Raw genomic sequence first — 12,309 nt, forward strand, 5'->3', positions numbered from 1 at the left:
TTCAGTCGTATTCCATCCGTTGCTAATGCCGACACTTCTATTCGGCATTTTGTTATTTCTGGCTCCCGCTGTTTTAAATGTTGAAGCGTTTACCCCAACGCTACGTTTAAGTCTGCTCACACTTATTTTTATTGGCACGTTTGGAGTTCCTTCCTTACTCATCTATTATCTGTATCGGAGCGGTTACGTTAAAAGCCTGCAAATGGAAGAACTGGCCGACCGCCGGATTCCGTATTTTCTAACGGCTCTAGTCTACACGGGCGTAACGTTTCTATTTGCTTTTCGTATGGAAGGTATCTCTACGTTAGCGCCAGAAATTGGGGTGTTGTTAGGCAGCATATCGTTATCGATTCTTTCGGTTGGTCTAATCAGTCTATATTGGCAAATCAGCGCCCATAGTGTCGGTATTAGTGGTGTTATTGGTGCCATTGCTGCCATTATTGTTAAATTCGGTGAAACCGATCTTATGCTGGTACTAGCTCTGCTGATCATATTAGCCGGATTGGTTGCCAGCGCACGTCTCCAACTCAATGCCCACAACCCGGCTCAGATAAGTGCAGGATTTGCTGTAGGCCTCCTTATTAGTGTAGCTTCGGTTATCTGGTTAGTATAACACAGGCTATTTTACGCTCTCTACTATAGAATGGCGAGCTATATCGTTGTCTATTTGGGTAGTTTCTGTATAATTCGTATGCTTGCATACTATTTTCCAGAAACTTAATCTGATCATGTACGAGAACCTTTTGTATGCGGTGACGGACGGTGTGTGTCGTATCACTCTAAATCGACCACAGGTTTATCATGCGCTTAGCGCAGCACTTATTCAGGAAATTACCAGTGCCATTGACGACGCGGGCAATGACTCAACGGTCCGGGTAGTTGTCATAACCGGCGCAGGTGACAAGGCTTTTTGTTCAGGAGCCGATTTGAAAGAAGGGTTTACCAAGGTCTCTACGCTGGGCGGCCAGTTGAACCTGGGTGACTCATTGCGCGAAACCTACAATCCTATGATCAAGGCTATGCGACAGTTGCCTAAACCAATCATTGGACGTATTAACGGGTTGGCTGCTGGTGCCGGTTGTTCGCTTGCTCTTGCCTGCGACGTTGTCGTGTGTGCTGACGACGCCTATTTCAGCCAAATCTTTGTAAACATTGGGTTGATGCCCGATGCAGGTTCTACTTTTTTTCTCCCGCGCCTGATTGGACCTCAACGAGCGTTCGAACTCTGTAGTACAGGTCGACGTGTATATGGTCCTGAAGCAGCCCAGTTGGGCTTAGTATCCCGTTCCGTTCCAGTTTCGGAATTGGATCAGGTAGTAGACGAACTGGTAGCCTACTACGTAACAGCCCCTACCCTTGCTATAGGTCTGATGAAAAAAGTTTTAAATAAATCGTTCTATTCAGACCTCGACCAACAATTAAAGCAAGAAGCTGATAATCAAAACGTATTAGGCCGTTCTTCCGACACGATGGAAGGAATTAGTGCCTTCCTGATGAAACGACAGGCAAATTTTTCTGGAAAATAACTTGACAAAGCTATTTCCTCTAACTACTTTTGCACTCCCAACAACGGGAAACGCACATAGCGAAAGCATTCGTAGCTCAATTGGATAGAGCACCTGACTACGGATCAGGAGGTTTGGGGTTCGAATCCCTACGAGTGCACTGGTCAACAGACTGAAAATCAAGGGTTTACGGAGTTTATAAAAACCGTGGACCCTTTTTAGTTTCTACATAGTTTATAAAGTACCGATTACCTGGTAGTCTGATGGCCTTGAAGATACGGGGCCTTCCAGTTTCTACCACAACTGCCCCGGGCACTCTGCCTGGAATTTATTTTACGGTCCTGGATTCCCGGGACCTGACTTCTCCTTCTTTATGGCACATGAAGCGAAACCCGTCCCTGGGTTACGTCTGCCCACCCCTACCAAGAAACGCGTAGCTCTCCTTGGTAATGCCGGCAGTATTGCTTCCCTATCGGCTCACCTAGGGCACAACACCTACTTTAAGCCAGAATCCGTTCTCAAACTCAAGGAAAACGTCCTACTGATCGATATATCCGGCTCCATGGACTCTCAGGTCAATGGTAAACGGAAGATCGACATCGTCCGGGAAATGCTCGGTATCATCGAATTTGATCCCCGTCTCTGGTCCTACCTAGTTTTCTCCGACAACTACCACGTCCTGCCCACAGTCAAAAACCTACCCGATCCCAACGGAGGTACCCAATTACACCGGCCCCTGGAAGCCCTTAAACCAACCAATCCAAAACAGATCCTTGTTATTTCGGACGGAATGCCCGATAATGCCAGTTCATGTCTGAAGGCCGCCCGCAACCTATCCGGGGTCATTAGTGTCTTCTACGTCGGACCCGAAGACGACAAGATTGGCCGTGAGTTTCTCGAAAAACTAGCACTCGCTAACCGGGGTAAGATCATCCACGTCAATCTGAAACAATCCCTCCAGCATCTGGCTGCCGGGTTCCGCTACCTCCTTCGGTAATCCTACCGGTATAAACCAGAGTATAAACCAACCCTATTTATGATCAATACCCAAGTACCGGCATTCAAGATCGAATTGCGTCAACTTATGGATAAGTATCAAATTCCAAATGGGGTTTTTAGTTGCCCTTGTACTGATACGGAAAACCCTCCTAAAGTGATTGATGGTGAACCTATAGGAAACACATTGGTACTAATGATGAACCCTAATGAATAAATTATGAGCCCAGAAAATCAACGGGAACTCGATAACCTGATTGATCGTGTCAGTTCTCATCATATTTATTTTGAGGGGGATGTAGCTAATGCCCCCCTGGTTTCTAAGTTACCAGCAGCCCTTCAGGACCGGATAAGCCACATTAACGAACTACTGAAAGAGGTATGCACTGAACTACACGAGCTTGAAGAACTCCCTAAACGTGTTAAGACCCGACATTGCGTTCGATTTATCTTTCGATGGTTCACCACATCCAGAAAATAACAAACTATGACGGTTGATCAAAAAGAGGATCTGCAGAAAGAACTTTGGGTTCTACTGGACAAATACCAGATTCGAGAAGCTGTTTTTGCTGCCAGAATATTGGAAAATGGTGAATTGTTCTTAATGACCGGTGGACAACCACATAGCCAAAATACAGTGGCAGCTCTAACCAGTAAAATGAGTGAGCACGCCAAATTAACCACAATTGCCCTGATTGCTAACCCCCGAAACCTATAAACCATGCTAACCAAATTAGGTGTCCATGAACTCATGGATCGAGCATCCATTGTCAGTCATACATTTGATGGTTTCATCCTAGATCACAGGGAAACCAAGTCATTACCTTTCGAAGTCTTGGAAACTGTAAGACAAGCCAGTGATCTACTGGGAGAGCTTTATATTCAGTTGGGAAACATCAAAATAGGTACCGACCCCAATTCGGACCTCATTTTTGAACCAGACGATGAGTAAGGAACTACTGGCTCCAGTTACCGAACAGTATGGGGATATAACCGTCACTAGTATCCCTGTACCAGATCCTGGTCCACCACCTCCACCCGGACCCACCATATCCTTTGCCGGAATCCTGATATTGGATTTATCCGGGGAAACTGAATCCATCTTTATACCCGCTGTACTATGAAAAGTCATAATTGGTTATTGTGGCTCCCTATTATCGGACCCTATTTTATCATCCTGGCCACCAAGTGGTTCAAGATTCCGACCAGCTGTTTTGTAGGACCAATCTGGCATTTCTACCAGTTAGTCTGTTGTCTGGTTGTCGTCATGTTTGGTATCCTACTTTTCATAGCCTAAAACCATGGGAGATTTACAGTCAGAAGAAAACCCACTGGGTAAGGGATTGTACTGGCTAATGGATCATCCAGAAGAATGGGAACATTTGCCCCGTGATAAGAAAGGACCTAGGACACCGCCAATGGTTTGTAGTATTGAGCTGTATAAAAAACTCAAAGAATTATTTAAGAAAGAGTTTGAAAAACAGGGTCCAGCTATTATTGGAAATGACCATTCAGTTGGCAAGTTACCCAATCTTCAGCCAGACTTGGATCTATTAGATCTGATGTGGAATATGGACCCTCCAACAGCTAATACGAAGAACACCTTCGGTATGAAGAACATAGGGGGCACACTGGGAGAACCTTTTGTACCCTCTTCAATAGAACCGGGTATGGATGACTGGATGTACATGTTCAACCGGTTACCGAGGATTGAATCCAAACCCCTTTTCATACCGGCTCCCCATTACATACCCAGGCAGCAGGAATGGCCTCTTGAAGATTACATGTACAGGCCAATTGGTTATAATCTGGGTGAATCATACCATAACAAAAAACAGGAAAAACCCTACAAACCCCCGGGATCGACTCGGGAAATGGTTCCTGGGCCGGAAGGTAAAGCCTGGTACCTCAGCCAGTCTAGCCAGCAAAAGAAAGACCGGAAGAAAGCCCGGAAATCTCAAAAATTAGCCCGGAAAAGAAACCGATGAATTTTTCCCCATCTACAAAAAGTATGTTAGCAGCACACATGTTAGCTGCCACCACCAGTATAGCATTAAATGAATCAGTCCAATCTTCACGGCCTGGGACAGGAGGTGGTTATTCTGGAAGTTCCTCAAAGCGACGGGACATTCAATTACGGAAACGTCGGATAAATAAACAGAATAGAAAGGCAAACCGAAAAAACCGATGCTGAATCCTGAACAATATGAGCAGTTAAGTGGCCTGATTGCCAAGACCAAAGAAACAGCTACCGAGGTACGTACATTATACCTCAATCAAACAGAGGAACAAAGTACTTACCGGTCCAATTCAACCGAGTATAACCAGACAAGGGACATCGCTCTCACCCTTGCCGATGCCTGGGTAGAATTGACCGACGCTGCTACGGCTTTAGAGGCCCTTCGACTTCGTTTGACTAAGCAACCAGCTGAGCCGGTCACAATCATCTAATACTATGATTAAAGATGGAGCCCACATACCAAGTATACCGGCGAAACCTGTAAGAGATTTAACGAAGGATAAGATTAGTCGGTTGGTTGAAGAAATGTTTACTCTACCCTTTAGCGGCCGTCAAAACGGTTTTATGTTTATGGAAAACCCTCAAAAAACATACCTACCTCCGACTACTCTGGAGGAATTACAACAAACCGAATGGTATCGTACCCGACCATCCATAATTCAGGAGGCTATTGATTATCTACCTCCTCTGTATGTGTATAGATTCAAAAACAGTGGGAAGCAGTGTGTCATTGTTTCTTATGGAGAACCAGAAGAGGAAGGCGGGCCTGTAACTGTTACTGTGCAGAAAACAGGTGAAGGGGGCTCCATGGCAGAACTTGGCTTGGGAATATTGGACCAACATCAGGTATTTGGGGTAAGTCTGGATGACCTAGAACGTGTTGAATCCAAATGAACTCAGGTAATTGGCCCCTCCCTGCCTGAAGATTATCAATGAAAACCTATGCTGAGTCCCAAGGCCAGAAACCATTCGATTGGTGGAAAGCCTTAAAAACCCCAATGGATCTAATACCCATGTGGAAAACACTTTGGGATTTATCATCTGATTGGGTTACGGATGCTTGTGGTTATCAATCTAACCTTATAACCAGAGATGTTGAGGGGCGGCCAAAGGATCCTGAATTGGAAATTCTTGGATTTGATTTCTCACGGGCTGTTGGTGAAGCGTTCCAGGCTGCCACTAACCACCATCAGACAAAGTTTGGTATAGCTGTCCAACAAGCTCAAGCCTATTTACATGAAATTGAAAAGCGGGCCGAATTTTTATTGAACCAATTAGACCATCCAACACATGATTAGTTTCACGGAATCAGCCTTGGGTATTGACCCTGTAGATTGGCCTGCCAAACTGGAAACACCCCTCTCGGAACAGGATGACTGGTCAGAAATTACATGCCTGGCTGCTAACTGGTTTTATTGTGCCGTCGGTTCGATGGACTACCGAATTCCTCGTGGATATTATGGCCGAGGAGTACCGGATGATAAACAACTACGGGAGCTGGGTCAACACTTTACCAATGCCTGCTTTGACGCCTACACGGAAATTGTTCGAAACCGGCCTGACTATTTTGCTGATAAAGTAAACCAGGCCAAACAGATCCTGACAAATATTCAAATCCGTTCACAAAAAATCCTCAAGGACGCCGAATGATGACCTACTGTGAATCTAATGGCCAAGAACCATTCAACTGGTGGAAAGCCCTCAATGAAACCCCTTTAGATAACAACTATCAATGGACCGTACTTCACGAAAAAGCCGGGAAATGGATAACCTGTGCCTGCGGAAATCAGTGTTCCAGTCTACCCAGAGCAGCTCATGGAGTTCCCCTTGACAATGTGTTAGCCAGTCTGGGTGTTACCTTTTCCGTCCTGGTCTACAAGATCAAGTGTCGAACCAATACCCAGACTTGGAAATCGGAAAGCCCCAAATTATTAGCACGGGCCAAAGAGGTACTCCAGATGATTGAGCACCGCTCCGATTATCTACTGAACCGGGATGGTAAACCTATATGGTATGCCATTCGTAACGAAAAGTCAGGTCAACATATCCAGGAGGGCTGGAATTTTCAGGACATGCACAAACTATATCATACCGCCCTGGATGGTATGGAAAAACGGTGGAACCCTGATTCGAGTACGATGCCCGACTATGCCAGCAAACGGTTTTGTGATGCCCTGATGCTGCTCGACTGGACCCTGGAATTCTCGGAGACCCCATTTACCCAATTACCGACAGACCTACCACCTATAAACTGGTAAATATTCGGAAAACTAGAATTTTTTCTTAAAACCGTTTGAACTACCAACAAACCGGTATACCTTTATATCCACAAAACAGTACACGAAATGATCGACCTGGTCGTAGAACCCACGGATACCATGACCACTTTAAAAGAAAAATTGGGGCGATTCCTGGGAAAAAGCTACCTCTTCAAATCCAATGACAAGCTAGAACCCTTCTCGTACGTAGAATTCGATGTGATGCCCTCCTCCAACTGGGACCGACTAAAGCGATGGATACAGGATAGGCTGGGAGCTCCTCAGCAGCAACAACCGACTTCCGAGCTCGTTCAGATTTTCGGTAAAGAAAACCAGTCCATCCGGCATTCCCTTCGTTCGTACCTACATAAGGATATGGTGGTTTTCACCCGCCACGTAGACGGTCGTTGTTTTATTCGGGTAGGTAGTATCCTGGACAACCGGTTCTATGGGGTTCAGACCATCCGGTATGACCAAGTTGTTGACCCATTCCCCGTGTTACTGTAGGCTCCCCTACATGAAACACATCTTTATGCTTGTCCTGGATCCTAGGACAACCCTCCTCTTCAAAAACCCGGATAACGAGTCTGGAACCATCAATTGCCGATTGGCAGGTCCCGAAGGAACACCTCACTGGCAAAGTTGTCTCTGGCAAATACAACCCCGAAAGGTTGGTTTGGCTGAGTTCACACTGACTCATACTCAGTATCGCCGGGTTGTTACCACCCTTTCGAGTACCACTCCTTCGGCCCAAGTCGGGTAATCCATGTTTCATATCCCCTATGCTGGTGACTACCAGAAAGTAAAGAATCAGTTTGGGGGCTTCGCCTTCTTTCACAGCAAATTATGTCTGGTAAAACCCGTTCGAGGTACCTATAAAGGGGTTATACAGGCCTGGATGGACCAGCGCCAGATCCCCTACGAATGGAGACCCTTAGTACCCAAATCAACCAACTCTCGAACCTTACGCCAACGGGCCTCTCGGCTTTTTATCCGATTTACCCATGTTTAAGGTAAAACTCGTAATCAATCAGAACATGCTTAAATTCAAGCTAACAGTCAATCTGAGGTGGGTAGCTGTCTTTCTGTTTGTGCTATTGGCAGGCTCCCTGTTACTGGCTATGATTAGTGCATTAATCAGCTGCCAGCCCGCCCAGGAAGACCTGCAGCAGTATCGGATTACGGTAACGTTCACGGATGGGACTCCCCAAACAACCACAACCGTTACTGCCAAGTCCTACACTGATCCCACTGAAATCTATATGATTGGTGGAGTGCCCACGGCCTTCTATGAAGGGGTCGAATTCCGGTTCGTCAAAAAGGTCTATTTACTGGACCGACGGGACCGTCGTATAGACAGTACCGTGAGTATGTCGTATGACAATCAAATACATTAGTGGACAAACTGAATTAAACCGGGTTTGTCACAGTTTATCGGTTCTTGACGAGCTGGCAGGGGCTACCAAATTAGGGATGGACTTTGAAGCGGATGGGTTGGACCCCTACACGCTCCATCCGATTTTGCTGGGTATAACGGATGGCACCACCAAATACGTCATTAACCTGCTGACCTTTGAGCCCAGTCACATTCGCCAAGCCATTAATAAGCTGTCCTCAAAGGTGCTCTGGATTGCCCACAACATGAAATACGACTGGAAGCTCTTTAAAGTCCAGTATGGTGTTACCATGGAACGGGTCTGGTGTACCCAGGTGGCCAGCCAGGTACTTTACAACGGGATGGATGCACTTCGGCATAGCCTGGATTCGGTACTGGAGCGCCACTTCCGAGTAAAACTGGATAAGACTGCCCGGAATACCTTCATCAACCGGGATCTATCCGAACCAATCACCGATGGAGAGATTAACTACCTCTGTGGAGACTTGGGGTATTTGATTCCGTTGTATGAATTGCAGTACCGGAAAGGACACGAATTACAAATGCCTGCCTGTCTGGATCTGGAGATGGAGTTTCTGCCCATTCTGGCTCAGATGGAACTGGAAGGTATCCGATTGGATGTCGATGCCTGGAAACAGAATACGCGAAACAATGCCCGTAAGGCTGAAGCAGTCCACAAAAAGATTCTGGTTGAAGTGGGTAAGCTGGGTGAGTTATTCCCCCGGGCCTTAACCTCGGAAATCAAAAAAGCCAAAAAGCCAAAGCAGGTTGAGGATCACCCGTTTGCTCCCATTTCAGCCCAGCCCGCGGCAAAGGCTGTTTCGACGCAGCTTGGCCTGTTCGATGATGCCCAGGTGGTTTCCAAGAAGAAGGTGGCCGAGCGGTTCAACGTAGGCTCAACCGTTCAGATTCAGGCTCTCTTTGAACGGTGTGGTGTTAATCTGGATTCGACGGGTGAAGAGGTACTTCAGCAATATGTACTCAACAATCCGGCCTCACCGCTGGCCAAGTTCATTGAGTTATTGTTGGAATATCGCGGATTGATCAAACTGGTGGGTACATATGGCGACAAATTTCTGGAGGTGATCAACCCCGTCACGGGTCGAATTCACACCGATTTCAGTCAGGCCTTTACCGACACGGGGCGATTGAGTTCCAGGTCCCCCAATCTCCAGAATCTACCCGCTACCGAGGAAATTAGATCCTGTTTTATTCCTGATTCTGAGGACTATCTGTTTGTGGATGTGGATATGTCGGGTCAGGAACTCCGCCTGGCAGCCTCCTACTCCCAGGACAAAATGTTACTAGCCAGTTTTACCGAAGGGCTTGATTTGCACAGTTACCTGGCTCAGGGTAGTTACCGGATTATCACACGAGATCCAACACTTATAGTAAGCAAGGATGTCAACAAGAAGTACCGGGGAAACCACAAGCCGGTTCTCTTTGGGGTGCTTTACGGAGCGGGTCCAGGTTCGATTGCTGGTACGTTGAACATCGACTTTGATACAGCCAAACTGGTGTACCGGGAGATTCTTCGAAACCTGCCCCAACTAGCTAAGTTTCAGGAGCGGATGAAAAAGCTGAGCCTTCAGACCAAGACGGTGCGCGATGGTAGTCGGTACAACCGGATCAAGTTCTTCAACCGGTTTGTCAAAAAAACCATGGAGGATCATCAGATCGAACGTCAGGCCTGCAACTTTCCCATCCAGAGTTCGGGGAGTAGCATGATGAAGGAGGCTGGTATTCGACTGGCCAGGTTCTTTAAGGACAACAATCTGGACTGTAAACTGAAACTATCGGTCCATGATGAATACCTGGTCCAGATTCCCAAGTCTCAGCCCGAGCTGGGTGAGAAGATTAAAACTATCATGGAAGAGGTAGGAAGCAGTTTCCTGCAGGGGGTACGGATGGAATCAGAATTAATGGTGGGTGACCACTGGCTTCACTAATGTCTTTATTATCACCACATACTCGTGTACTAAGGGGCCGTATCGAAGGCCTGCAGCTTAACCAGGGCATTTTAGTCCGTAAACAGGATTTGGGACCCGATTACCAAAACAAAGTACGGGCCGTCTGTGAAACCCGGGTTCAACGGATTATCAAGGATTTCCCGGCAATGGCTGAGCGGAAATTCCAGACCTGCCCCCACGGCAATGGGATCTGGTTAAAACGAGTTCAATAATTCCTGCCTATGAAAAAGTACCTGTTTATCCTGATCTGTTTTTTGATTACCGCCTGTGATTCAGGAAAGATCGATGCTCCTTCTACCTACGAAAAAGACCGGAATGGTGCGGTGTACAAAGTAAAAGAAATTGACAGGTGTGAATACATCGAGGTACAGTTCGGATCTTTTGAGGACCGCGTATACAGCCTTACCCATAAGGGTAATTGTAAAAACCCGATTCATCGGATGCACCAGTAGAGATGCCACGGATTTGTTATCAGGATATGACCTTTCAACCCTGGAAGATGGAGTTGATTACAAGGTCAATCAGGTTGTCAACAGTTATAAGGCCCAGGGGTATTCGCTCACCCTTCGTCAGGTTTACTACCAGTTTGTGGCCCGGGATTGGTTACCCGAGCGGTGGGCCGATCCTAAGACGGGTTCGGTCAATAACCAACGTAGCTACAAAAACCTGGGAGAACTGATTAATACAGGTCGAATAGCTGGTCTCATTGACTGGACGGCTATTGAGGACCGAACCCGGGAGCTGACACATAATCCGCACTGGACCACTCCAGGTACCATAATTGAATCGGCCGCTTACAGTTATGGGATCGATAAATGGTCCGATCAACCGGTTCGAATCGAGGTATGGGTTGAAAAGGATGCCTTGGAAGGGGTAGTGGCCAAACCCTGCCGGGAAAATGATGTGGCCTTTTTCTCCTGCCGGGGGTATGCCTCCCAAACGGCCCTCTGGGATGCCGGTCAACGCCTGAGTGAGTATGTCGATGAAGACCAGGATGTGATCATCCTCCATCTGGGGGATCACGATCCATCGGGCAAGGATATGACCCGAGACATTGAGGACCGATTACGACTCTTTATGGGCGATAATGCGGACCGGCTGGAGGTCAAGCGAATAGCCCTTAACATGGACCAGATCCGGTTGTATAACCCACCCCCAAACCCAGCTAAGATTACCGATTCCCGGGCCGCTGGCTACATTGATGAATATGGGGAAGAAAGCTGGGAGCTGGATGCACTGGAGCCTTCAGTGATTAACAATCTGATTGTTAAGCACATTGAGGAAGCTCGGGATGAGGACCTCTGGAAAGATGCGGTTATCAAAGAACGTTCGGATAAAGACCTACTGAACGATGCAGCTGCCCGGTGGGGCGAAGTAGCCTCGTTCCTTCAGGAATAATCGAGTATACAGCATGAAACAGTTCCTGCTTAGTACCATTAACGATATTCTCAAAGGGGCCAAACCACCCCTGGGTACATTGGTTGATATTCACCCCCGTCAGCTGGCCCCTTTATTCGGATTACAGCACTGGGGTAAGATGCAACCCCCTCTTCTTTCGAATGAAGCCGAAATCATCCGGTATGTCCACAAACAGGCCCTTCTTAAAAACCAGGAGGTTCGAAATATAAAGGTTCACTGGACCAGCATGACTGTCCGCTACCAGTATAAGTCCCTGAACCAAACCCAGTGGCGAGGTGAACGGCTAATGATTATCCCATTTCAACCAGAAATAACCGATTAATCCGTTACGTGTATGTTTACAATTGCTGTTGATTTTGATGGTACCATTGCCTACCACGACTGGGGTAAAACACCCCAATTTGTTCCGGGTGCCCTGGAGACGCTGACACTGTGGAACCAGCAGCCAAACATCCAACTGGTGCTCAATACCATGCGGAGTGGAAAATACCTGGAAGAGGCCATCTGGTTTCTGGAAACCCACGGGATTAAGTTTGTTGGATATAACCAGAATCCAACCCAGCAAAAATGGACATCAAGTCCGAAGGTGTACGCCAACCTCTACATTGACGATGCCAGTCTGGGTTGCCCCGTGACTAAACCTGACATCTTTACACCAGGTGGCCGTCCCTACGTAGACTGGGCAAAAGTTGATCAGTTGGTGTCCGAAATGGTCCTGTTTGTTGAACCCATTCACCAGGATTGA

The 12,309-nt window shown here is 47.0% G+C and carries 23 protein-coding genes and 1 tRNA gene; all 24 read left to right on the top strand.

Annotated elements, in window-relative coordinates; genetic code table 11:
• Positions 1-25 precede the first annotated feature (25 nt).
• The 24 genes from GK108_RS12125 (at position 26) to GK108_RS12240 (ending at position 12,309) form a co-directional block, all read left to right on the top strand.
• The gene (locus tag GK108_RS12125) at positions 26-613 is read left to right on the top strand and encodes a hypothetical protein (protein ID WP_163948020.1); all 588 of its coding nucleotides are present in this window, start codon (positions 26-28) and stop codon (positions 611-613) included.
• Between the two features lie 115 nt (positions 614-728).
• A complete protein-coding gene (locus GK108_RS12130) occupies positions 729-1,526 on the top strand; it encodes an enoyl-CoA hydratase/isomerase family protein (protein ID WP_163948023.1) in 798 nt (265 codons plus the stop codon).
• Between the two features lie 65 nt (positions 1,527-1,591).
• A tRNA-Arg gene (locus GK108_RS12135) sits at positions 1,592-1,665 on the top strand.
• A 213-nt stretch (positions 1,666-1,878) separates the two neighbouring features.
• Positions 1,879-2,502 carry a vWA domain-containing protein gene (locus GK108_RS12140; protein ID WP_163948025.1) on the top strand — a complete coding sequence of 208 codons (624 nt, stop codon included), beginning with the start codon at positions 1,879-1,881 and terminating at the stop codon, positions 2,500-2,502.
• Positions 2,503-2,541: 39 nt separating this feature from the next.
• Complete coding sequence (locus GK108_RS12145) at positions 2,542-2,718, top strand: hypothetical protein (RefSeq protein ID WP_163948029.1); 177 nt, start codon at positions 2,542-2,544, stop codon at positions 2,716-2,718.
• Positions 2,719-2,721: 3 nt separating this feature from the next.
• Complete coding sequence (locus GK108_RS12150) at positions 2,722-2,982, top strand: hypothetical protein (RefSeq protein ID WP_163948032.1); 261 nt, start codon at positions 2,722-2,724, stop codon at positions 2,980-2,982.
• Between the two features lie 6 nt (positions 2,983-2,988).
• The gene (locus tag GK108_RS12155) at positions 2,989-3,219 is read left to right on the top strand and encodes a hypothetical protein (RefSeq protein WP_163948035.1); all 231 of its coding nucleotides are present in this window, start codon (positions 2,989-2,991) and stop codon (positions 3,217-3,219) included.
• A 3-nt stretch (positions 3,220-3,222) separates the two neighbouring features.
• Positions 3,223-3,453, top strand: coding sequence for a hypothetical protein (locus GK108_RS12160; RefSeq protein WP_163948037.1), 231 nt, complete (start codon positions 3,223-3,225; stop codon positions 3,451-3,453).
• Between the two features lie 349 nt (positions 3,454-3,802).
• Positions 3,803-4,489 carry a hypothetical protein gene (locus GK108_RS12165; RefSeq protein ID WP_163948040.1) on the top strand — a complete coding sequence of 229 codons (687 nt, stop codon included), beginning with the start codon at positions 3,803-3,805 and terminating at the stop codon, positions 4,487-4,489.
• 199 nt (positions 4,490-4,688) lie between these two features.
• Complete coding sequence (locus tag GK108_RS12170) at positions 4,689-4,952, top strand: hypothetical protein (protein WP_163948043.1); 264 nt, start codon at positions 4,689-4,691, stop codon at positions 4,950-4,952.
• Between the two features lie 4 nt (positions 4,953-4,956).
• Complete coding sequence (locus GK108_RS12175) at positions 4,957-5,415, top strand: hypothetical protein (RefSeq protein WP_163948046.1); 459 nt, start codon at positions 4,957-4,959, stop codon at positions 5,413-5,415.
• Positions 5,416-5,453: 38 nt separating this feature from the next.
• Positions 5,454-5,819: a hypothetical protein gene (locus tag GK108_RS12180; RefSeq protein WP_163948049.1), complete on the top strand. Its 366-nt coding sequence runs from the start codon at positions 5,454-5,456 to the stop codon at positions 5,817-5,819.
• The gene (locus GK108_RS12185; protein WP_163948052.1) at positions 5,812-6,171 is read left to right on the top strand and encodes a hypothetical protein; all 360 of its coding nucleotides are present in this window, start codon (positions 5,812-5,814) and stop codon (positions 6,169-6,171) included. The genes GK108_RS12180 and GK108_RS12185 overlap by 8 nt, the downstream gene beginning before the upstream one ends.
• Positions 6,168-6,779 carry a hypothetical protein gene (locus GK108_RS12190; RefSeq protein ID WP_163948054.1) on the top strand — a complete coding sequence of 204 codons (612 nt, stop codon included), beginning with the start codon at positions 6,168-6,170 and terminating at the stop codon, positions 6,777-6,779. Before GK108_RS12185 ends, GK108_RS12190 begins: the two co-directional genes overlap by 4 nt.
• An 87-nt stretch (positions 6,780-6,866) precedes the next feature.
• Complete coding sequence (locus GK108_RS12195) at positions 6,867-7,286, top strand: hypothetical protein (protein WP_163948056.1); 420 nt, start codon at positions 6,867-6,869, stop codon at positions 7,284-7,286.
• 10 nt (positions 7,287-7,296) lie between these two features.
• Positions 7,297-7,542, top strand: coding sequence for a hypothetical protein (locus tag GK108_RS12200; protein WP_163948059.1), 246 nt, complete (start codon positions 7,297-7,299; stop codon positions 7,540-7,542).
• Positions 7,543-7,545: 3 nt separating this feature from the next.
• Complete coding sequence (locus GK108_RS12205) at positions 7,546-7,791, top strand: hypothetical protein (RefSeq protein ID WP_163948062.1); 246 nt, start codon at positions 7,546-7,548, stop codon at positions 7,789-7,791.
• Entirely contained in the window at positions 7,784-8,176 is a 393-nt protein-coding gene (locus GK108_RS12210) for a hypothetical protein (RefSeq protein ID WP_163948065.1), read from the top strand. The genes GK108_RS12205 and GK108_RS12210 overlap by 8 nt, the downstream gene beginning before the upstream one ends.
• Positions 8,157-10,124 carry a DNA polymerase gene (locus GK108_RS12215; protein ID WP_163948068.1) on the top strand — a complete coding sequence of 656 codons (1,968 nt, stop codon included), beginning with the start codon at positions 8,157-8,159 and terminating at the stop codon, positions 10,122-10,124. The genes GK108_RS12210 and GK108_RS12215 overlap by 20 nt, the downstream gene beginning before the upstream one ends.
• Positions 10,124-10,357, top strand: a complete 234-nt coding sequence (locus GK108_RS12220) for a hypothetical protein (RefSeq protein WP_163948073.1) — start codon at positions 10,124-10,126, stop codon at positions 10,355-10,357. Before GK108_RS12215 ends, GK108_RS12220 begins: the two co-directional genes overlap by 1 nt.
• Before the next feature lie 9 nt (positions 10,358-10,366).
• Positions 10,367-10,597, top strand: a complete 231-nt coding sequence (locus GK108_RS12225) for a hypothetical protein (RefSeq protein ID WP_163948077.1) — start codon at positions 10,367-10,369, stop codon at positions 10,595-10,597.
• A gap of 13 nt (positions 10,598-10,610) precedes the next feature.
• Positions 10,611-11,543: a hypothetical protein gene (locus tag GK108_RS12230; RefSeq protein ID WP_212592785.1), complete on the top strand. Its 933-nt coding sequence runs from the start codon at positions 10,611-10,613 to the stop codon at positions 11,541-11,543.
• A 13-nt stretch (positions 11,544-11,556) separates the two neighbouring features.
• Positions 11,557-11,886 carry a hypothetical protein gene (locus GK108_RS12235; RefSeq protein ID WP_163948080.1) on the top strand — a complete coding sequence of 110 codons (330 nt, stop codon included), beginning with the start codon at positions 11,557-11,559 and terminating at the stop codon, positions 11,884-11,886.
• A gap of 12 nt (positions 11,887-11,898) precedes the next feature.
• Complete coding sequence (locus tag GK108_RS12240; protein WP_163948082.1) at positions 11,899-12,309, top strand: hypothetical protein; 411 nt, start codon at positions 11,899-11,901, stop codon at positions 12,307-12,309.

The organism is Spirosoma terrae (genome assembly GCF_010435915.1).
Taxonomy (GTDB): Bacteria; Bacteroidota; Bacteroidia; order Cytophagales; family Spirosomataceae; genus Spirosoma; species Spirosoma terrae.